General features: G+C 62.0%; 22 protein-coding genes and 2 tRNA genes. 21 read left to right on the top strand and 3 right to left on the bottom strand.

What is annotated here, in order from left to right; all coding sequences use genetic code 11:
* Positions 1 to 16 precede the first annotated feature (16 nt).
* Positions 17 to 1,360, top strand: a complete 1,344-nt coding sequence (locus BM346_RS03650; protein ID WP_092008920.1) for a UDP-glucose dehydrogenase family protein — start codon at positions 17 to 19, stop codon at positions 1,358 to 1,360.
* Between the two features lies 1 nt (position 1,361).
* Entirely contained in the window at positions 1,362 to 1,790 is a 429-nt protein-coding gene (locus BM346_RS03645; protein ID WP_092008919.1) for an HIT domain-containing protein, read from the top strand.
* A 3-nt stretch (positions 1,791 to 1,793) separates the two neighbouring features.
* Here BM346_RS03645 and fabR read toward each other — a convergent pair whose 3' ends face one another.
* Positions 1,794 to 2,423, bottom strand: a complete 630-nt coding sequence (gene fabR / locus BM346_RS03640; protein ID WP_092008918.1) for an HTH-type transcriptional repressor FabR — start codon at positions 2,421 to 2,423, stop codon at positions 1,794 to 1,796.
* Between the two features lie 322 nt (positions 2,424 to 2,745).
* Between fabR and aspS the strand changes: the two genes are divergently transcribed.
* The 15 genes from aspS (at position 2,746) to nadA (ending at position 15,217) form a co-directional block, all read left to right on the top strand.
* Entirely contained in the window at positions 2,746 to 4,548 is a 1,803-nt protein-coding gene (aspS, locus tag BM346_RS03635) for an aspartate--tRNA ligase (protein ID WP_092008917.1), read from the top strand.
* 72 nt (positions 4,549 to 4,620) lie between these two features.
* Positions 4,621 to 5,370 carry a YebC/PmpR family DNA-binding transcriptional regulator gene (locus BM346_RS03630; protein ID WP_092008916.1) on the top strand — a complete coding sequence of 250 codons (750 nt, stop codon included), beginning with the start codon at positions 4,621 to 4,623 and terminating at the stop codon, positions 5,368 to 5,370.
* Positions 5,371 to 5,401: 31 nt separating this feature from the next.
* Positions 5,402 to 5,956 carry a crossover junction endodeoxyribonuclease RuvC gene (gene ruvC / locus BM346_RS03625; protein ID WP_092008915.1) on the top strand — a complete coding sequence of 185 codons (555 nt, stop codon included), beginning with the start codon at positions 5,402 to 5,404 and terminating at the stop codon, positions 5,954 to 5,956.
* A gap of 49 nt (positions 5,957 to 6,005) precedes the next feature.
* Positions 6,006 to 6,626, top strand: coding sequence for a Holliday junction branch migration protein RuvA (ruvA, locus tag BM346_RS03620; protein WP_092008914.1), 621 nt, complete (start codon positions 6,006 to 6,008; stop codon positions 6,624 to 6,626).
* A gap of 482 nt (positions 6,627 to 7,108) precedes the next feature.
* Positions 7,109 to 8,143 (top strand): Holliday junction branch migration DNA helicase RuvB, encoded by a 1,035-nt coding sequence (gene ruvB, locus BM346_RS03615; RefSeq protein ID WP_092008913.1) that lies wholly within the window; start codon positions 7,109 to 7,111, stop codon positions 8,141 to 8,143.
* The gene (locus BM346_RS03610; protein ID WP_227663047.1) at positions 8,130 to 8,603 is read left to right on the top strand and encodes a YbgC/FadM family acyl-CoA thioesterase; all 474 of its coding nucleotides are present in this window, start codon (positions 8,130 to 8,132) and stop codon (positions 8,601 to 8,603) included. Before ruvB ends, BM346_RS03610 begins: the two co-directional genes overlap by 14 nt.
* A gap of 3 nt (positions 8,604 to 8,606) precedes the next feature.
* Positions 8,607 to 9,296, top strand: coding sequence for a protein TolQ (gene tolQ, locus BM346_RS03605; RefSeq protein WP_092008912.1), 690 nt, complete (start codon positions 8,607 to 8,609; stop codon positions 9,294 to 9,296).
* 27 nt (positions 9,297 to 9,323) lie between these two features.
* Positions 9,324 to 9,776, top strand: a complete 453-nt coding sequence (gene tolR / locus BM346_RS03600) for a protein TolR (protein WP_092008911.1) — start codon at positions 9,324 to 9,326, stop codon at positions 9,774 to 9,776.
* A gap of 3 nt (positions 9,777 to 9,779) precedes the next feature.
* Positions 9,780 to 10,868, top strand: a complete 1,089-nt coding sequence (tolA, locus tag BM346_RS03595; RefSeq protein ID WP_227663046.1) for a cell envelope integrity protein TolA — start codon at positions 9,780 to 9,782, stop codon at positions 10,866 to 10,868.
* 53 nt (positions 10,869 to 10,921) lie between these two features.
* Positions 10,922 to 12,256 (top strand): Tol-Pal system beta propeller repeat protein TolB, encoded by a 1,335-nt coding sequence (gene tolB, locus BM346_RS03590; RefSeq protein WP_167812702.1) that lies wholly within the window; start codon positions 10,922 to 10,924, stop codon positions 12,254 to 12,256.
* 68 nt (positions 12,257 to 12,324) lie between these two features.
* A complete protein-coding gene (pal, locus tag BM346_RS03585) occupies positions 12,325 to 12,891 on the top strand; it encodes a peptidoglycan-associated lipoprotein Pal (protein WP_092008909.1) in 567 nt (188 codons plus the stop codon).
* 31 nt (positions 12,892 to 12,922) lie between these two features.
* A complete protein-coding gene (gene ybgF / locus BM346_RS03580; RefSeq protein WP_092008908.1) occupies positions 12,923 to 13,690 on the top strand; it encodes a tol-pal system protein YbgF in 768 nt (255 codons plus the stop codon).
* A gap of 47 nt (positions 13,691 to 13,737) precedes the next feature.
* A tRNA-Lys gene (locus BM346_RS03575) sits at positions 13,738 to 13,813 on the top strand.
* Positions 13,814 to 13,855: 42 nt separating this feature from the next.
* Positions 13,856 to 13,931: transfer RNA gene (locus BM346_RS03570), tRNA-Lys, on the top strand.
* A 224-nt stretch (positions 13,932 to 14,155) separates the two neighbouring features.
* On the top strand, positions 14,156 to 15,217 hold the full coding sequence (gene nadA, locus BM346_RS03565; RefSeq protein ID WP_092008907.1) for a quinolinate synthase NadA: 1,062 nt from the start codon (positions 14,156 to 14,158) through the stop codon (positions 15,215 to 15,217).
* Between the two features lie 22 nt (positions 15,218 to 15,239).
* Here nadA and BM346_RS03560 read toward each other — a convergent pair whose 3' ends face one another.
* A complete protein-coding gene (locus tag BM346_RS03560) occupies positions 15,240 to 16,718 on the bottom strand; it encodes a M48 family metalloprotease (RefSeq protein ID WP_227663045.1) in 1,479 nt (492 codons plus the stop codon).
* Positions 16,719 to 16,821: 103 nt separating this feature from the next.
* Here BM346_RS03560 and BM346_RS03555 point away from each other — a divergent pair, with 103 nt between their 5' ends.
* Positions 16,822 to 17,055, top strand: coding sequence for a sulfurtransferase TusA family protein (locus BM346_RS03555; RefSeq protein WP_092008906.1), 234 nt, complete (start codon positions 16,822 to 16,824; stop codon positions 17,053 to 17,055).
* A 7-nt stretch (positions 17,056 to 17,062) separates the two neighbouring features.
* Positions 17,063 to 18,148 (top strand): AI-2E family transporter, encoded by a 1,086-nt coding sequence (locus BM346_RS03550; protein WP_092008905.1) that lies wholly within the window; start codon positions 17,063 to 17,065, stop codon positions 18,146 to 18,148.
* Here the strand turns inward: BM346_RS03550 and BM346_RS03545 are convergent.
* A complete protein-coding gene (locus BM346_RS03545; protein ID WP_092008904.1) occupies positions 18,145 to 18,612 on the bottom strand; it encodes a peroxiredoxin in 468 nt (155 codons plus the stop codon). The genes BM346_RS03550 and BM346_RS03545 overlap by 4 nt on opposite strands.
* Before the next feature lie 74 nt (positions 18,613 to 18,686).
* Between BM346_RS03545 and dapA the strand changes: the two genes are divergently transcribed.
* Both dapA and bamC read left to right on the top strand, forming a co-directional pair.
* Positions 18,687 to 19,565 (top strand): 4-hydroxy-tetrahydrodipicolinate synthase, encoded by an 879-nt coding sequence (gene dapA, locus BM346_RS03540; protein WP_092008903.1) that lies wholly within the window; start codon positions 18,687 to 18,689, stop codon positions 19,563 to 19,565.
* Positions 19,566 to 20,657: an outer membrane protein assembly factor BamC gene (bamC, locus tag BM346_RS03535; protein WP_092008902.1), complete on the top strand. Its 1,092-nt coding sequence runs from the start codon at positions 19,566 to 19,568 to the stop codon at positions 20,655 to 20,657.
* Positions 20,658 to 20,669: the final 12 nt, after the last annotated feature.

Genomic DNA, 20,669 nt, shown 5'->3' with positions numbered 1-20,669 from the left:
ATACAGGGACTGAACGATGAAAATTAGCATTTTCGGCACCGGATACGTTGGTCTGGTAACAGGCGCCTGCCTGGCAGACACCGGCCACGACGTGCTGTGCATGGATGTGGACCAGGGCAAGATCGAGCGACTCAGAAATGGCCAGATTCCCATCTACGAACCCGGCCTGGAACCCATCGTCAAACACAACGCCGAGGCGGGACGGCTGAAGTTCACCACCGATACCGCCGAAGCCGTGGCCCATGGTGTCCTGCAGTTTATCGCCGTGGGCACACCTCCTGATGAGGACGGATCCGCCGATCTGCAGTATGTGCTGGCGGTGGCCAAGGCTATCGGCCAGCACATGGAGGACTACAAGGTGGTGGTGGACAAGTCCACCGTTCCCGTGGGTACCGCCGACAAAGTCCGAGATGTGGTTCGTGCCCAGCTGGACCACCGTGGTCTGGAGCTGGAGTTCGACGTGGTGTCCAACCCCGAATTCCTCAAGGAAGGTGCCGCGGTCAACGATTTCATGAAGCCGGACCGGATCATTGTGGGCACCAACAGTGACCGTGCCGAAGAGGTATTGCGGGAGGTTTACTACCCCTTCAACCGGAGCCATGACCGGATGATTTTCATGGATATCCGCTCGGCGGAGCTGACCAAGTACGCGGCCAACGCCATGCTGGCCACCAAGATCAGCTTCATGAATGAGGTCTCCAACCTGGCCGAGCGACTGGGAGCGGATGTCGAGGCAGTCCGCCGGGGTATCGGCTCCGATCCCCGCATCGGCTACCACTTCATCTATCCCGGTTGTGGTTATGGCGGTTCCTGCTTCCCCAAGGACGTTCAGGCCCTGGCCCGAACCGCTTACGACTGCGGCTACGAGTCGAAACTGCTGAACGCGGTGGAGGCGGTCAATTACGCCCAGAAGCACGTTCTGTTCGACAAGGTCAGCCATTACTTTCAGGATGATCTGGCCAACAAGACTGTGGCCCTGTGGGGGTTGTCCTTCAAGCCCAATACCGATGACATGCGGGAGGCCCCGGCCCGTACCCTGATGGAGTCGCTCTGGGCCGCGGGCGCGAAGGTCCAGGCATTCGATCCGGAAGCCATGGAGGAAACCCAGCGCATCTACGGCGACCGTGATGATCTGCAGCTCTGCGGCACCAAGGAGCAGGCCCTTCGCGGCGCGGACGTGCTCGTGATCTGTACCGAGTGGAAGGAATTCCGCTCCCCGGATTTCGCGGCCATCGCCAGGGCCCTCAAGGAGCCGGTGGTCTTTGACGGGCGCAACATGTACGAGCCACAGATGCTGGATCGTCACGGCCTGCTCTATTACGCCATTGGCCGTGGCCGTAACCAGTTCCAGGTTGACTGAGATGGCTGCCGGGTTCCGTCTCCACGAGAAGCTTGAAGCCGACACCATCAACCTGGGCGGAACCCGCCTGTGCGATATCCTGTTGATGAACGACCGGACCTGGCCCTGGGTACTGCTGGTGCCCAGGCGTGAGGGTATCCGCGAGATCTATGAGTTGTCGAAAGGTGACCAACAGCAGTTGCTTGAGGAATCGTCGCGGCTGGGGGAGGGCATGATGAATGCCTTTCGCGGCGACAAGCTCAATGTGGCGGCGCTGGGTAACCTGGTCCCTCAACTTCATCTTCACCACATTGTCCGTCACCGGGATGACCCGGCCTGGCCGGGGCCGGTGTGGGGCAGGCAGGCAGCCGTTGCCTATGGCAAGTCGGAGCTGGACCAGTGCCGGGCGTTGCTGGCTCCGGTGCTGGCTGCCCTGACTGGTGACAGCTGAGGCTCAGAAGCGCGTACTGTTCTGATGGCGGGCCATGGCCTGAGACCCCAGCAAGACCATTCGCAGTTCGGTTTTCAGCTTCTGGCGAAGTTGCTCCTTTTCTTCTTTGGTGGCATCCAGGGCCTCCGCGCCCTGATTGAATACCAGGGTCACCATGGCTTCGGCCACGGTGCGGCCGTCGGAAATGGGCTTGCCCCGCTCCTCGCCGAAACGGCTCAGGTCGTCCGCCAGCTCGGTGACAAAGTGGTCGATCTCCGCCTTCACGGCGGTGCGGAACTGTTTGGATACCCCGGTACGCTCCCGCAGCATCAACCGGAACAGGTTGGCGTTGTTGCCCAGGTATTCCAGGAAGGTGTCCACCGACGTGCTGATGGCGCTGCCATCACGGATAATGCGCTTGCGGGCCTGGCGCATCAGCTGCCTCAGGGCCACACCGCCCTCATCCACCAGTGCCAGGCCGAGCTCATCCAGTTCCGAAAAATGGCGATAGAAGGAGGTGGGGGCGATGCCGGCTTCCCTTGCCACTTCCCGCAGGCTCAGGCTGCCAAAGCCGCGGTCGGCACTGAGCTGGTTCAGCGCGGCATCCATCAGGGCACGTCGGGTGCGGAGCTTCTGTTCGGCGCGGGCGGACACGGCGGTTCCTCGACAGGGTTGGGTGGCGGCTCATTGTAATCAGAGGTTGTATCAGATGATAGCGAGCGTCCCCCACGCGGGTTTCCGGCACGGCATTTTGTGCGGGGCCCCCGGTTTGCCGGCTCACAGCCCCTGATTTTGTGTCCGATTGTGGTTATAATACCCCGCTTTTTCGGGAAGCCTTCGACCATCCCCCGAACGCCTTGTGGCACCGGGTCCGGCCGGAAGGCACTCACGAGTTTCTCAGAGGTTCCCCGTGGCTGCACCGGCAGCTGCGGCGGGGCATCGGAACACACATCGACAGACAGCTATGGGAACGGGTATGCGCAGTCACTATTGCGGTGGAATCAACGAATCACACATCGATCAGGACGTCACACTCTGTGGATGGGTCCACCGCCGCCGGGATCACGGGGGCGTGATCTTTCTGGATCTTCGCGACCGGGACGGCATGGCTCAGGTGGTGTTCGATCCGGACACCGAGGAAAGCTTTGCCAAGGCGGAGAAGGTCCGCAGTGAATTCGTCATCCAGGTGACCGGTCGTGTCCGCCGTCGTCCGGCGGGCACCGAGAATTCCAACATGCCCACGGGTCAGGTCGAGTTGCTGGGCCGGGAGCTGACCATCCTCAACGCCGCCGCCACCCCGCCGTTCCCCCTGGATGAGCATGTCGACGTTGGTGAAGACGTGCGCCTGCGCTACCGGTTTGTGGACCTGCGCCGCCCGGAAATGCTCAACCGGCTGCGCTTCCGTTCCCGGGTCACCAGCTACCTGCGCAATTTCCTCGACGGCAACGGCTTCATGGATGTGGAAACCCCCATCCTGACCCGCGCCACACCGGAGGGTGCCCGCGACTACCTGGTGCCAAGCCGCACCCACGAGGGTTCGTTCTTCGCGCTGCCCCAGTCCCCCCAGCTGTTCAAACAGTTGCTGATGGTGTCCGGCGTCGACCGTTACTATCAGATAGCCAAGTGTTTCCGGGATGAGGACCTGCGGGCCGACCGGCAGCCGGAATTCACCCAGGTGGACATCGAGGCCTCCTTCGTCAACGAAGAAGACCTGATGGGGATGACCGAAACCATGGTCCGCAACCTGTTCAAGGATGTGTTGGACGTGGAGCTGGCACCGTTCCCCCGGATGCCCTATTCAGAGGCCATGCAGCGCTATGGCTCCGACAAGCCGGACCTGCGCATTCCGCTGGAGCTGGTGGATGTGGGTGACCTGGTGGAAGGGGTGGATTTCAAGGTCTTCTCCGGCCCCGCGAAAGATCCCAAAGGCCGGGTTGCCGCGCTGCGTGTTCCCCGGGGCGGCAGCCTGACCCGCAAGCAGATCGACGACTACACCAGATTCGTGGGCATCTACGGCGCCAAGGGCCTGGCCTATATCAAAGTCAATGAGATCGCCAAGGGGGTCGAGGGCCTGCAGTCGCCCATCGTCAAGTTCCTGGGCGAGGAGACCGCCATGGCGGTGATGGAACGCGCCGGCGCTGAGGATGGCGACATTGTGTTCTTTGGTGCGGACAAGGCAACCGTGGTCAACGAGGCGCTCGGTGCCCTTCGCATCAGGGTCGGCCATGACCTGAACATGCTGACCCGGGACTGGGCGCCCCTGTGGGTGGTGGACTTCCCCATGTTCGAGGAACTCGAGGATGGCCGCCTGACCGCCATTCACCATCCTTTTACAGCGCCGAGCTGTACTCCCGAGGAACTGGCGGCGGACCCGGCCGGGACCCTTTCCCGCGCCTATGACATGGTACTCAATGGTACCGAGCTGGGCGGCGGCTCCATCCGTATCCACAATGAGAGCACCCAGCAGTCCGTATTCCGGGTGCTGGGAATCGATGAGGAAGAGGCACGGGCCAAGTTCGGCTTCCTGCTGGATGCCCTCAAGTTCGGTTGCCCTCCCCATGGTGGTCTGGCCTTTGGGCTCGACCGGCTGATCATGTTGATGACGGGCGCCAGCTCCATTCGCGACGTGATCGCCTTCCCGAAAACCCAGAGCGCCACCTGCCTGATGACCCAGGCGCCGGGCGAAGTGGACGAGAAACAGCTCCGTGAGCTCCACATCCGTCTGCGTAAACCGGCCGCCAAGTCGGCCGGGGATTCCGGGGAGTCATCCGAGGGTTAATGGTAATACCGCCCCGTACGTTCTGGGGCGGCATCCTTTTCTCAGGCCAGGGGTAAGAGAGGAGCGGGTTTCATGGCCGGGCACAGCAAGTGGGCCAACATCAAGCATCGCAAGGCGGCCCAGGATGCCAAACGGGGCAAGATCTTCACCAAGATCATCCGGGAACTGGTCGTGGCAGCACGGCTGGGTGGACCGGACCCCAATGACAACCCCCGCCTCAGGGCGGTGATGGACAAGGCCCTGACGGCCAATATGAAGCGGGACACCATCGACCGGGCCATCGAACGGGGAGCGGGGGCCGGTGATGACGACAACTACGAGGAACTCACCTACGAAGGTTATGGTCCCGGCGGCGTGGCCATGTACGTTGAAGCCATGACCGATAACCGTAACCGGACCGTTGCGGACGTTCGCCACGCTTTCAGCAAGATGGGCGGCAACCTGGGAACCGATGGCTCGGTGGCCTTCCTGTTCAGCAAACAGGGCATCCTCACCTACGCCCCCGGTACCAGTGAGGAAGACCTCATGGAGGTTGCCCTGGAAGCGGGCGCCGAGGATATCGTCGAGCAGGAGGATGGTTCCCTTGAAGTTCGCACGACGCCGGAAAACTACCTTGATGTGAAACAGGCCCTCGTCAGTGCCGGCCTGGAACCGGACAATGCCGAGGTCACGATGGTACCGGTCACCACCGTCGACCTCGACCGGGAGACCACCGAGGCCAACCTCAGGCTGATCGACATGCTTGAGGAGCTGGACGATGTGCAGAATGTCTACACCAATGCCGGGTTCTCCCATGAGGTCATGGCGGAACTGAACAGCTGATCCACTCCCACGACCACGGAGGCAGTGCCTGATGGCGATCATCCTCGGTGTGGACCCCGGTTCCCGCATCACCGGCTATGGCATTATCCGTACCAGTGGTCGCCATACCGATTATCTCGACAGTGGCTGTATCCGGATGGGCGAGCGACCCATGGCCGAACGGCTCCAGATCATTTTCCAGAGTCTCGCCACCCTGATAGCGGAATACCGGCCCGACGAGTTCGCCATCGAGCAGGTCTTCATGGCCCGCAATCCCGATTCCGCCCTCAAGCTGGGCCAGGCCCGGGGCGTGGCAATTGTCAGCGCCGCCAACAGTGGTCTGGCGGTGCACGAGTACTCCGCACGCCAGGTCAAACAGGCGGTCGTGGGCTCTGGCGGGGCCGACAAGGCCCAGGTCCAGCACATGGTCCAGGCCATTCTCGGTCTCTCCCGCAAGCCTCAGGCCGATGCCGCCGATGCCCTTGCCATTGCCCTTTGCCACGCCCACATGAGCCAGAGCCTGGCACGGGTCGCAGCCGCCTCCGAGACGCCTGGCACCGGTCAGTCTCCGGCCCATGGGCGTGTCCGCGGCGGTCGGATGCGGTAGTCTTACCCTTGGACTGGAACAATCCACTGACTAACGGAGTACGAAGCCGGTGATCGGACGACTGCGCGGTATCCTGATTGAAAAGAGTCCCGGCCATGTGCTGGTTGAGGCGGCCGGGCTGGGTTACGAAGTGGACATTCCCTACACCACGCTGTTCCATCTGCCGGAACCGGGCCAGGAAGTGACGCTGCATACCCATTTTGTCGTTCGGGAAGATGCCCACAGCCTCTACGGATTTGCCCGTCGCCTTGACCGGGACCTGTTCCGGTTGCTGATCAAGGCCAATGGCGTTGGACCGAAACTGGCCGTCGGTATTCTCTCCGGTCTCGATGCCGACCAGTTCATCCGTTGCGTGGAGCTGAAGGACACCGCGGCACTGGTAAAACTCCCCGGTGTGGGCAAGAAGACGGCCGAGCGTCTGCTGATCGACATGGCCGACCGGATTGGTCAGCTTGAGGGGCAGTTCGTTCCCCGTGACAGCGGTCGCGCCGGGGCGCCCGGCCACCCGGTGAAGTTACCGGACGCCTCCGAAGAGGCGGAAGCGGCACTCATCGCCCTGGGCTACAAGCCCCAGGAGGCGAGCAAGGCCATCAACCGGGTGGCCCGGGAGGGGATGACGCGGGAGGAACTGATCCGCCAGGCGCTGAAGGCCATGATCCCCACCAGCTAGTGTCCCGGCCGGTTAATTCGCTGACCTACTGAGCCCCTGAAAGCCTTGAGAGCAAGGCGCGGTGTCGAAGGTTTGGTGGTTCCAAATCGAGGCGCCGCAACAAAGCTCTCAAGGCTTTCAGGGGCTCCCGGAGGGCTTGCCGCTGGCGACTCTGGACCTGTGTTGTCAGCCCTTGATGTGGAACCACCACACCTGCGGACTGACGCCTTGGCCAGAGTCGCCAGCGGCAAGCAATAGGTCAGCGAATTAACCGGCCGGGACACTAGTGTTCCCATGAAACACTAACGTCCTGTTGCGCTACAGAAACGTGTAAAGAGCGTAACGTGACAGGCATACTGCTCACCGTACAATGGTTCCGGGTCAGGGGCAGGCGGGAACCAGCGTTTCCGGGCACAGGCGGGAATCCGCCGCAGCCGGTCAGAGTGGATGAACAAGTCGTCCCAACACAGGTATGATGGTGAAAACCTGTAACGAGTCTTTACATGATTGAATCCGATCGACTGATTTCCCCCCAGGCCGGGCACCACGAAGAGGTCTACGACCGGGCGATCCGCCCCCATCGTCTTGAGGACTATGTGGGGCAGCCGACGGTACGGGAGCAGATGGAGATTTTCATTCCGGCGGCCCGGGCCCGTCAGGAAGCTCTCGATCACACCCTTATCTTTGGTCCGCCGGGTCTGGGAAAGACCACCCTGGCCAACATCATTGCCAATGAAATGGGCGTTTCCATCAAGACCACCTCCGGGCCCGTGCTGGAGAAAGCCGGCGACCTGGCGGCCCTGCTCACCAATCTCGAGCAGGGGGATGTGCTCTTTATCGACGAGATTCACCGGTTGAGCGCGGCGGTGGAGGAAGTGCTCTATCCGGCCATGGAGGACTACCAGCTCGATATCATGATCGGGGAGGGCCCCGCGGCCCGCTCCATCAAGCTGGACCTGCCGCCATTCACCCTGGTGGGGGCCACCACCCGGGCCGGATTGCTGACTTCGCCGCTTCGTGACCGGTTCGGCATCGTCCAGCGGCTGGAGTTCTACAACACCCGGGATCTGACGTCCATCATCCTGCGCTCGGCAAAACTGTCCGGCGTTGGCATTGACGAGTCCGGAGCCTATGAGATCGCCCGCCGTTCCCGGGGCACCCCCCGCATCGCCAACCGGCTGTTGCGGCGGGTCCGGGACTATGCGGAAGTGAAAGCGGACGGCGTTATCAGCGCCGGCGTGGCGGACCAGGCCCTGAACATGCTGAAAGTGGACAACGAGGGATTCGACCATATGGACCGGCGGCTTCTGCTGGCGATGATCGAGAAGTTCGATGGTGGTCCGGTGGGGGTGGACAGCCTGGCAGCCGCCATCAGCGAGGAACGGGGTACCATCGAGGATGTCCTTGAGCCGTTCCTGATCCAGCAGGGGTTCATGGTTCGCACGCCCCGTGGCCGTATGGTCACCAGCAGCGCCTACCTGCATTTCGGAGCCACACCCAAGTCATCGCCACAGGAGGACCTGCTTGACCGACAGTAACCCGCAGGCCGGCCGGTCTCTGGCAGCTTTCACCCTGCCGGTCAGGGTCTATATCGAAGACACCGATGCCGGTGGCATCGTCTTCCACGCCAAGTACCTTCATTTCATGGAGCGGGCAAGAACCGAATGGGTTCGCAGCCGCGGTGTCGGTCTGCGGGCCGGGCTGAGTGACAATATCAGCTACGTGGTGCAGAAACTCAGTATTCACTATGCCGCACCGGGCAGGCTTGACGACGAGCTGCTGGTCACGGCGGACCTGGTGGACGCCGGGCGGGTCTGGATGGAATTTGACCAGAGGGTAAGCCGCAAGGATGATGGCAGGGAGCTGGCCAGGGCGACTGTCCGGGTTGCCTGTGTAGCCCTGGATACGGGCCGCCCACGTCGACTGCCGGAAGACCTCACTCAGTTGCTGAAGCAGCACCTGGATCAAAAAAAATCATCTGAACAATCGCAGGAGTAAACGGTGGATTCGGAACTTTCGGTATGGTACTTGATCGCCCAGGCCGGGCCCCTGGTACAACTGGTCATGCTGCTGCTGGCACTGGCCTCGGTCGTATCCTGGGCCCTGATTTTCCAGCGTATTCTGGTATTTCGGAAGGCCAGGAAGGCGCAGCTGGCGTTTGAAGAACAGTTCTGGTCCGGAATGGATCTCGGCCAGCTCTACCGGGAAGTCAATGCCAACCCGACGCCTTTCTCCGGTATGGAGTCCGTGTTCCGTGCGGGTTTCCGGGAATTTTCCCGCCTGCGTCAGCAGAGCCGTGATCCGGATGCGGTGATGGACGGTGTCCAGCGAGCCATGCGGGTCGCCTTCTCGCGGGAGCAGGAGCGACTGGAAACCCACCTGCCGTTTCTTGCCACTGTCGGCTCCACCAGCCCCTATGTTGGCCTCTTTGGTACGGTATGGGGCATCATGAACTCTTTCCGGGGACTGGCCGTGGTACAGCAGGCCACCCTGGCCACGGTGGCGCCGGGTATTTCCGAGGCTCTGATCGCGACGGCCATGGGCCTGTTCGCGGCCATCCCCGCGGTTGTTGCTTACAACCGGTTTTCCGCCACGTCCGATGCCCTGCTGAAGAACTACGAGACCTTTGCCGAAGAGTTCTCCAGTATCCTGCATCGCCGGGTCCACGACCATGGCGCCGGCCAGGGCTGATCCGGCCCCATTCAGGAGGAGAAAGCGATGAAAGGCGGAATGATGCAGTCGGTTCGCCGCAAGCCCATGTCGGAGATCAATGTGGTGCCCTACATTGATGTCATGCTGGTGCTGCTGGTGATCTTCATGGTGACAGCGCCCATGCTGACCCAGGGGGTCAAAGTGGATCTGCCTGAGACCAGTGCCGATCCGATACAGGCGGAGAAAGAAACCGAGTCCGTGGTGGTGTCAGTGGATGCCAACGGTGCCTATTACCTGGAAGTCGGCGACCAGGGCAGCGACCCCATGGCGCTGGGTCAGGTGCAGGAAATGGTCGGTCGCATCATGGCCGAACGCACCAATCGCGAGGTTCTGGTGCGGGGCGACCAGAACGTGGATTACGGCACCGTGGTCAGGCTGATGTCCGCGCTGCAACGCGCCGGAGCCACCAACGTGGGGCTGATCACAGAGGCCGAAGAGATCAACAATGCGGGTGGGTAACCAGTGACGGAGCCGCAACGCGAGACAGGGAAAACCGACCGGCCGGCGTGGGCGTCTCCGGTCCTGTTGTCACTCCTGCTGCACGGCGTGATCGTTGCCATCACCCTGTTCAGCTGGCACTGGATCACCCCCATTGAGGAGCCGCCGGAACCAAGCATTTCCGCCCGGCTGGTGTCGCCGGAAGCCGTGCCGCCCCCGCCGGCTTCACCGCCCCCCGAGCCTGAACCGGACCGGGAAGCGGAGCGCCGGGAACAGGAGCGCGAGCGGGAGGAAAAAGCGCGTCAGCAGGCCGAGGAAGAGCAGCGCCGGATTCAGCAGGAGCAGCGGGAGCAGGAACAGCAGCAGCGCAAGGAACAGGAACGCCTGGAGCAACAGCGCCGTGAACAGGAGCAGGCGGCTGCCCGTGAGCAGGAACGCAAGGCCCGGGAAGAGCAGGCCGCAAAGGAAAAGGCTCAGGCCGAAGCGGAGGAGCGGGCCCGACAGCAGGCCGAAGCCGAGCGCAAGGCCAGGGAGGAGGCTCAACGCAAGGCCGAGGAGGAGCGCCAGCGTCAGGAAAAGCAGCGACAGGCGGAAGAGCAGCGTCGCCAACAGGAAGCCGAGCGCCAGCGCCAGGAAGAGGAAAAGCGCCGTCAGGCGGAAGCGGAGCGCAAGCGTCAGGAAGAGGCAGCGCGCCAGCGTGAGCAGGCCCGTCGTGAGCGTGAGCAGCAGCTCGAGGCCATGGCCCGGGAAGCGGAGCAGGCACGTCAGGCCGAAGAACAGCGCAAGGCCCAGGCCGCGGCGGCCAGGGCCAGGGAAACCCAGATGCTGAACGAGAAGGCCCGGTATGAGAGCCTGATCCGCGAGCGGGTGAGAAGCGCCTGGTACGCGCCCCCGTCCGCCAGGGAGGGCATGAGCGCGACCCTGAGACTGACGCTGTTGCCCACCGGGGAACTGGTGTCGGCGGAGGTAGTCCAAAGCAGCGGTAATGCGGCCTTCGACAACTCCGCCCTGAGTGCCGCCAGAGACATCAGTCGTTACCCGGTGCCGGAGAGTCGCGACACCTTTGAAAGGTATTTCAGGCAGTTTACGATTCAATTCAAACCTGAGTTCTGACCAGTCGCCGGGCAGGCGATGGTTCGGCAAACTGACAGAACCGTGAGGCCAGTATGACTGTAACGTCCCGATTCAGGACAACCTGGACATCAACCGCCGCCGCGTTGGTCGGCGCGGCCCTGCTGATCATGATGGCCGCTGCGCCACAGCAGGTCCGTGCCGAGCTGACGATCCAGGTCACCAAGGGGGTGGGCTCCGCGATACCGGTGGCCGTGGTGCCGTTTGCCAAATCCGGCGATCTGCCCGCGGGGGACGACGTGAGCACCATCATCCGCAACGATCTCGAGATGACCGGTGAATTCAATCCCCTGGATCCGGAGCGCATGCTCAGCCTGCCATCGAGCAGTGACGATGTGTTTTTTCGGGACTGGCGACTGCTCGGACAGCGCTATCTCCTGGTGGGCCGGGTCGAACGGGAGGGCGATCAGGTCAGGGCCCGCTACGAGCTGTTCGACATCAACAGCGAACGCCGCCTGCTGGGGGAGACCGCCAACACCTCGGTCGATAATATCCGCACGCTGGCGCACCATATCAGCGACAAGGTCTATGAGGCACTTACCGGTGAGCCCGGTGTATTTTCCACCAGGCTGGCCTATGTGACCCTTGATGCCCACGAGGGCAAGCCCCGGTATCGTCTGCAGATCAGTGACGTGGACGGCCGCCGCGCCCGGGTAAGACTGGAGAGCGACGAACCGATCCTGTCGCCAACCTGGTCGCCCGATGGCAGGCGTCTGGCCTATGTGTCCTTCGAAAGCGGCAAACCGCAGATCTTCACCCATGAACTGGCCACGGGCGAACGTTCCGTGGTGGCGTCTTATCCGGGGCTCAATTCGGCACCCGACTGGTCGCCGGATGGCCGATCCCTGCTGGTGACCCTGTCGCGGTCCGGCAACGCCGAAATCTACAAGCTGGACCTCGCTTCCCGGGCGTTAACCCGCCTCACGGACCACTGGGCCATCGACACCGAGGGTGAGTGGCACCCGAACGGGAAGGGCCTGGCGTTCACATCCGACCGCTCCGGCGGGCCCCAGATCTACATCAAGGACACCGAGGACGCCGCGCCGCGGCGGGTGACCTTCGGCAGTCGCTATAATGCCCGACCCCGTTTCAGCCCCGATGGTCGGTATATCTACTACGTGCACCAACGGGACGGGGCATTCCATATTGCACGCACCGAACTGGCCTCGGGTGACGAACAGGTGCTGACCCGGTCACGACTGGACGAGTCCCCCAGCGTGGCACCAAACGGGCGCATGCTGATCTACGCCACCGAGCAGGACGGAAACAGCGTGCTGAGAGTTATTTCCACCAACGGTGACGCCGCCTATACCCTGCCGGCGGCCCGTGGTGATGTGGGAGACCCGGCCTGGTCCCCGATCCTGCGCTGACAGCGCCGGCCGGTGACCAGTATCAACTGGAAGTACAGGAAACTGAAATCACATCCAAAGGAAGCTTTATGAATACCATGATGAAAAACTCTGCCTTCGCTCTCGTCCTGTCCCTCGGGCTGGTTGCTGGTTGCAGCACCACCGGCGAGGAGCCCCTGACTGACGAGGAAATGAGTGCGGTCGATCAGGACGGCGGCGCGTCGGTTTATGGCGGCACGGATGACGGCGGCATTTCCGCCGACGAACTCCGCGAGCGTGACCGCCGCCAGGCTGATTCGGCTGCCACCGGTGACGATGCCGCCCTGCGCCGGATCACGACCTTCTACTTTGACTTCGACACCGCCGAGATCAAGCCCGAAGCCCGCGATGTGTTGGCGGCCCATGCACGGTACCTGGCCAATAATCCGGACGTGAATGTCCGTCTCGAGGGCCATACCGACGAGCGCGGCACCAAGGAATACAACCTCGCCCTGGGTGAGCGCCGGGCCAACGCGGTACAAAGGTTCCTGGTGGTCAATGGCGCCGACCGTAGCCAGATCGAGACCGTCAGTTATGGTGAGGAAAAACCGGCGGCCATGGGTTCCGGCGAGAGCGCCTGGGCCCAGAACCGTCGTGTGGAACTGATTTTCCGCTGATCGTCAGCGGTAACCGACAACAGGTGACCCCATGAGAAAGCTTCTCGTGGCGGCAGTGGCGCTGGCGGTATCCGCCGGCGCCCTGGCGCAATCCTCCACTCCCGCCTTCCAGAACAACCAGTCGGAAGCACGGCTGCTGGCGGCCAACAACCAGGGCAACGCCGAGCTGTTCTTCATGATCGAGCGTCTCCAGGAAGAGGTCAGGAACCTCCGTGGCGAGCTCGAAGAGCAGCGGCATCAACTGAACCAGCTGACCCGTCAGTCCCGTGAACGCTACATCGATCTGGATCAACGGATCATGGAGCTTGCCGAGCGTGAATCGACACCCCGTGCCGGCTCCGGGGGTTCTGGTAGCGGCACCGGCGAGCGCTCCCAGTCGACTGGAAACGCTACCACGGTGGCGAAGGAGTACCGGGAACCCTCTGCGGAAGAGCGCCAGGCCTATCAGCGCATCCAGAAGCTGATCCAGGAACAGAAAGCCTACGATGAGGCCATTGGCGAGCTTTACGATTTCATCGCCGAGTACCCCGAGGGTGACCTTACGGTGAATGCCTACTACTGGCTAGGTGAGGTATACCTGGTGAAACCGCAGCTTGAGCAGGCAAAGCAGGCCTTTACCATTATCGCGACCCGTTACCAGGATCATCGCAAGGCACCGGACGCCATGTACAAGCTGGGTGTGGTGCACGACCGTATGGGTGAGCGTGATCAGGCGCAGCGGTACATGAAGCAGGTTGTTGATCAATATGGCACCAGCCAGGCAGCGGGGCTGGCAAAAAAATATCTGGAAGCCAGCTAAAAGGGGTTGATCACCCCGGAAAAATCCGTACTATATGCGCCTCGTTTGGGTCGTTAGCTCAGTTGGTAGAGCAGTTGGCTTTTAACCAATTGGTCGAAGGTTCGAATCCTTCACGACCCACCAAACACAGATCGCCGGCACGGATCGCCGGCATCGCCCGGTTACGGGTCGTTAGCTCAGTTGGTAGAGCAGTTGGCTTTTAACCAATTGGTCGAAGGTTCGAATCCTTCACGACCCACCAAACCAGGCAGGTTGATCCGTAGTGTCAGCCAGCCGTAAAAAAGAGCCTCAGGGCTCTTTTTTTTTGCCTGAAAAGCCCAAGACTGTTTGTGTAGTATCCGAAATAACACCATCCTGATCCTGAAAGACCTCCCACTGGATATGGCAATTCCGTGACCGGGAGATGACAGCCCGCCGGGGGTGATATACTTTCGGCATTCAGGAGTAGCAGCAGAGATACAAGCAATGACACGAGCCGAAGATCGAATTCTGGTGCAGGAATACCTGGCCCACGAGGCCGAACCGATACCTCTGAGTCAGGAGGAAAAGGCCGAGCTGGAGTCCCGTATCCGCAAGGCCCTGAAAGATCAGGATGCGGTTCTCGTGGCTCACTATTACGTGGATCCGGACATTCAGCGCATTGCTGAGGAGACGGGTGGCTGCGTGGCGGATTCCCTGGAGATGGCCCGGTTCGGCAACCGCCATCCCGCCTCCACCGTGGTTGTCGCCGGTGTGAAGTTCATGGGCGAGACCGCCAAGATCCTCAATCCGGAGAAGCGGGTGCTGATGCCGACCCTCGAGGCAACCTGTTCACTGGACATCGGCTGCCCGGCGGATGAGTTCGCCGAGTTCTGTGACCAGCATCCGGACCGTACCGTGGTGGTTTATGCCAACACCTCTGCCGCGGTGAAGGCGAGGGCGGACTGGGTGGTGACGTCAAGCTGCGCCCAGGCCATTGTCGAGCATCTGGACGCCAGGGGCGAAAAGATCCTCTGGGCTCCGGACCAGCATCTGGGCAGCTACATCCAGAAAACCACCGGAACGGACATGCTGCTCTGGCAGGGGTCCTGCATCGTCCACGAGGAGTTCAAGTTCCAGGGGCTTGAGGATCTCAAGGCCCTATATCCGGATGCCGCCGTACTGGTGCACCCGGAGTCCCCGGCCCAGGTGGTGGAGATGGCGGACGTGGTCGGCTCCACCTCGCAGCTGATTCAGGCGGTCCAGTCGCTGCCCAACGAGCGCTTCATCGTGGCCACCGATAACGGCATCTTCTACAAGATGCAACAGCTGGCGCCCAACAAGACCCTGATCGAAGCCCCCACCGCCGGTAACGGCGCCACCTGCCGCAGCTGTGCCCATTGCCCGTGGATGGCCATGAACGGCCTGGAGAACCTGCTCCACGTGATCGAACACGGCGACCAGGAGATCCAGGTGGACGAGACCCTTCGCGAGGATGCCCTGAAACCGCTGCGGCGTATGCTGGATTTCACCGCGAATATGAATCTGAAAGCGGCCGGCAACGCCTGAACCCCGGCCTCTCAGCGTCGTCTCAGGACTGACTGAGACGGCGGCTGACTTCCGCCAGCCGCTCCGAGATGACCTGCCGCAGGGGGGTGTCGGGCGCCACCCGCTCCTGGGCCTGCCGCAATTGCCGCTGGGCCGCCTCCAGGTTTCCCATCAGAATGTCGTATTCCGCTCGGGCCCGGTGCACGCCGACGATGTTGCGGGCCATGCCCTCGGCTTCGGCCAGTCGCAGCCAGAGATTCGCCCGTTGCGGGTAGTCACGGACCAGGGTGCGCAGGTAGTCCGCCGCCCGGCTGCCATTACCCGCCTGGATCTCAATGTCGGCGAGACGGTCGATGATGGGGAAGTTGCCGGGGTTCCGGTTGCGGGCGGTTTCCATCAGGGAGCGGGCCTGATCCAGCTTACCCTGGGCCTGCAGGGCTTCCGCGAGGGTCACCTGGTAGGTGATCCGGTTCGGTGTCTCCTCCAGCAGTGATTCCAGCAGGTTGCGGGCTTTTCCGGCCTTGTCATCGGCAAGGTAGGCCACGGCAAGTCCGTAACGGGCCGCCATGTTGCGGTTGGCATCGGGTTGTTTCAGATAGGATTCGAACGCACTGACGGCATCACTCACATTGCGGGCGTAGTGCACCTGCATCCGCGACCGTATCAGGTGGTATTCGTGACTGTCCTCGGAACCCGGCTGGGCGTATTGCTCGGCCCGGCTCCGGGTGTCCGAAACCCTGGACTGGGTCAGGGGGTGGGTGGAGAGGTACTCCGGCGGCCGGTTTCCCTGGAGCCGGCTCTGACGCATCATGGTCTCGAACATCTCCGGCATCCCTCTGGGATCCAGGCCCGCCTCCGCCATGATTTCAATACCCACCCGGTCGGCTTCCTGTTCGTGGGCGCGGCTGTAGGCGAGCATATTCTGCGCGCTCAGGGCCTGGGTGCCCATGATCGCGGCGAGCCCGGCCTGGGAGCCGGTGACCGCGGTGAGCACGATGCCGGCGATGATGCCGGCGGCGGTCATGGGGGCGGAACGCTCCTGCTGCTCGAGGCGTCTTGCGAAATGGCGCTGGCTAAGGTGGGCCAGTTCGTGGGCGATCACCGAACCGAACTGCTGCTCGGTTTCGGCATGCAGGAACAGGCCACCGTTGACCCCGACAATGTTACCGGGTACAGCGAAGGCGTTGATCGCCGGGTCGTCGATGATTACCAGGGTCAGGTTGCGATCACTCAGGGGCGTGTAGGGCACCAGGCGATAGACCAGGGAGGACAGGTACTCGGTCACCAGCGGGTCGTGGATCTGGTCGGCGGAACGCCGGATGGAGCTCATCACCTGTTGACCGATTTCCTCTTCCATCTGATCCGAAAGCAGGCCGCCGCCGAGACCGCCGATGGAAGGCAGGTTGGTTTCCCTGGCCGCGGAAGTGGAGGCCAGACCCGGTGCAAACAGCATCACCACAGCCATGACGGCCGCCAGGGAGCGACGGAAGCGGTTTGCGGGACTGCTCTGAAGGAAAGACATAGGTTGGCTGTTATACTCCACGGAAAACGATGCAAGCTTTGGACGGCCCGGGCATAATGGGCGTCCTCCAAACAGTGCTCTACGGGATGGTCCGAAACCACATATGGTCGATAATACCCTTGATGCTACCGGGCTGCGATGCCCCATGCCGCTTCTCAAGGCCAAGCTTGAACTTGGCAGCATGACCCCCGGCCAGGAACTGGAGGTTCTGGCAACGGATCCCGGCTCCGCCCGCGATATTCCGGCCTGGATTTCTCACACGGCCCATGAGCTGGTATCCAGCACGGAAGAGCAGGGCCGCTACCGTTTCGTCCTGCGCGTCGGCCCCGGGGAGTAACTCGCATATGGTTCGTATTCTACGCGGGCTTGTCCATAAATACTTTTCGGATGACGAAGCTGTCATCCTGTTCCTGCTGCTACTGGGCGGCGTGCTGGCGATCATCTTCTTCGGGGCCATGCTCGCCCCGGTCATTGCCTCCGTCATTATCGCCTTTATCCTGCAGGGCCTGGTGGCCCGCCTGACCCTGCTGGGCGTACCCGAGCTGGTTTCCATCATCGGCGTGTTCGTGGTCTTCCTGGGATCGCTGGCCGGTTTCCTGTTCGGCCTGCTGCCGCTCATCTGGACCCAGCTGGCATCGCTCGCCACGGAAGCGCCGAGAATATTCCGGGAAATGAGAACCTATCTCGAAGTGCTGCCCGAGCAGTATCCGAACATGATTTCCATGGAGGCGATCAATGCCTTCTACGGCCAGGTAACCGTAGAGGCAGGCCACCTGACGCAATGGCTGGTGTCGTTTTCCCTGAGCAGTATTCCCGACCTGCTGGCGCTGCTGATCTACCTGGTGCTGGTGCCGATTCTGGTGTTCTTCTTCCTCAAGGATCGCCGGCTGTTGCTGGGCTCACTGTCGCGCATGCTGCCCAGGCAGCGTGAGATGATGAACCGGATCTGGCTGGAGGTGAATCAGCAGTGCGCCAACTACGTGCGTGGCAAGGCGGTGGAGATTCTCATTGTCGGGGGTGTGAGCTACGTTTCCTTCAAGCTTCTGGGGGTTCCCTACGCCGCCCTGCTGGGTCTGGTGGTGGGCCTGAGCGTGGTGATTCCCTATATCGGCGCCGCTGTTGTAACCGTGCCGGTGGCGATGATTGCCCTGTTCGCCTTTGGCTGGGGCAGCCACTTCATCTGGGTGATGGTGGTTTACGGCATCATCCAGGCCCTTGATGGCAACGTCCTGGTGCCAGTGCTGTTCTCCGAGGTCAACAACCTGCACCCGGTGGTGATCATCGTGGCGGTGGTGTTCTTCGGCGGTATCTGGGGTCTCTGGGGCGTCTTTTTCGCCATTCCCCTGGCTACCATTGTAAAAGCGGTGTTCTCGGCCTGGCCGGTGCGTTCGGCACACAACCCGGAACAGGCGCACCAGGCAGGCCACTAAAGTTCCCTTACAGCGTCCAGTACCTCGGCCGCGTGACCGTTCACCCTGACACCGCGCCACTGCCGTCGAAGCGTGCCTTCCTTATCGATCAGGAAGGTGCTGCGGTCAATGCCCATGTACTCTTTGCCGTAGAGTTTCTTGGGCTTTATGACATCGAACAGGGAGCACACCGTCTCGTCCCTGTCGGAGATCAGGTGGAAGGGAAAGTCGTGTTTGCCGCGAAAATTTTCATGGGCCTTGAGCCCGTCCCGGGAAACGCCGAAAATGACCGTGTCGAGCGCCCTGAACTGGTCATGAAGGTCCCGGAAATCCTGGCCTTCTGTGGTGCACCCCGGGGTGTTGTCCCTGGGGTAGAAGTAGAGCACCACATTGCTGCCCTTCAGGTCCGACAGCTTAACCGTCTGGCCGCCGGTGGCCGGGGCTTCAAAATCGTGAACAGGTTGGTCAAGTTCTGGCTTTGTCATGGCTTCTCCCGGGTTTCCCTTGTGTCGGTTGAGACCCAACATTACCATAACCGTTTTATCTGCACGGAGTCCTTATGATTACTGGAAGCCTCGTCGCTCTGGTGACGCCCATGCACCCGGATGGCAGCATTCACTGGGAGCAACTGGATGCACTGGTGGACTTTCACCTTGAAAACGGAACCCACGGTATCGTTGCCGTGGGTACGACCGGGGAGTCAGCAACCCTGACGCCGGAGGAGCACCTCAAGGTGATCGAGCAGATCATCAAGCGGACGGCCGGCAAAATCCCGGTGATTGCCGGCACGGGCGGCAACTCCACCCACGAGGCCATTGACCTGACCTCGGAAGCGGCCAAGCTTGGCGCGGATGCCTGCCTGCTGGTGGTGCCTTACTACAACAAGCCCACCCAGGAAGGACTCTACCGGCACTTCAAGGCCATCGCCGAGGCCGTTCCGGATGTCAGCCAGATTCTCTACAACGTGCCGGGCCGGACCGCCTGTGACATGCTCAATGAAACGGTGGTACGGCTGGCGGATATTCCCAACATCGTGGGCATCAAGGATGCCACCGGCAATATTCCCCGGGGCACGGAGCTGATCAGGGCGGTGGAAGGGCGTCTGGCGGTGTATTCCGGCGACGACGCCACCGCCGCCGAGCTGATGCTCGCTGGCGGCAAGGGCAATGTGTCGGTGACAGCCAACGTGGCGCCGAAACTGATGTCGGAGCTTTGCGAGGCTGCCATTGGTGGTCACCGGGAAGAGGCCGAACGACTGAATGCCATCCTCGAACCGTTGAACCGCAAGCTGTTCCTGGAAGCCAACCCGATTCCCGTCAAATGGGCCCTGCAGCGCATGGACCGTATCGAAACCGGCATCCGCCTGCCATTGACGCCCCTGAGCGACAAGTTTCACGGAGAGGTCGAAGAGGCTCTCAAGACGGCGGGCGTACTCTGAATGACAGATCGGAAGACAGACCTCAGTCCGGTCCGGAAAACCACGGCTCATGCCGCAACGCCGGCGGTTCTGGCTATTGCCGTCTTGATGGCGGGTTGCAGCCTGGTCCAGGACCGTGGCGACGACTACGCCAATGCCAGGGCAATGACTCCGGTCCATGGTATTGATGGTGAGCCGTTGCCCCGGCAGAACAGTGCGTTCCCGGTAAGGCCGTTGGCGGAAAATGGTGGCACCCTCAGCAATGCGGTACCAAAACCACCGGATATGACCGCGGAAATTCTGGACGAGAATTACGTGATCGAATCCATCGATGACCAGTCCTGGCTGCTGGTCAACGATGTCCCCGGCAGGATCTGGCCCGCCGTGGCCGCCTGGATGAACGAAACTGGCCTGGGAGTGGCTTACGACAGCACCCAGCTTGGCCTGATGCAGAGCGAACTGGTGAACTACAGCCGTCGCGCCCGCGGTCTTGTGGGGCTGGAACAGGGAGCCGGGGACGAGCCACTGATGCTGGTGCAGGTCCGCCTTGCCCCGGGGGTCCGGCGCAAGACCACCGAGATCCAGGTGCGCCCCCGCACTGTGGATGAAACGCCGGGCCGCCTGATCGCCTGGCAGGACACCCCGGAAGACCAGCAACTGGAAGAAAGCCTGCTGCAGAACCTGTCCCGCTTCATACAGGGCCGTGAAGAAAGCCGGTCCTATTCCCGGGCGGCAATGGAGATGGGCAGCGATCCACGGGTCACCCTGCGGGAAGCCGACGCCGAGCAGGAGCGTGCGGTTGTTATCGACCTGGACTACAGCCGGGCCTGGGCCGAGATCCGCCGTGTGCTGGAAGACGAGGGTATTCCGGTGCTGGATCTGGATCAGAGCGCGGGCTACTTCCTGGTGGACGGGCGCCCTGCGGAGGATCGCCGTCGTAGCTGGCTGACACGCTGGTTTGCCGGTGACGAAGTAAAGCCCGTGGTAACCAACCGGATTCAGCTGACACAGCAGGACGGTCAGGTGGTGGTGACCGCCGACCGGGCCGATGATTTCGACGGTGGCAATTATTCCCGCTCACTGCTGAACCGGCTCTACGAATACCTGTATTGATGTCGGGCCCGG

The organism is Marinobacter daqiaonensis, from assembly GCF_900115285.1.
Classification (GTDB): domain Bacteria; phylum Pseudomonadota; class Gammaproteobacteria; order Pseudomonadales; family Oleiphilaceae; genus Marinobacter; species Marinobacter daqiaonensis.
This window is presented reverse-complemented; position numbering and strand designations above follow the sequence as displayed.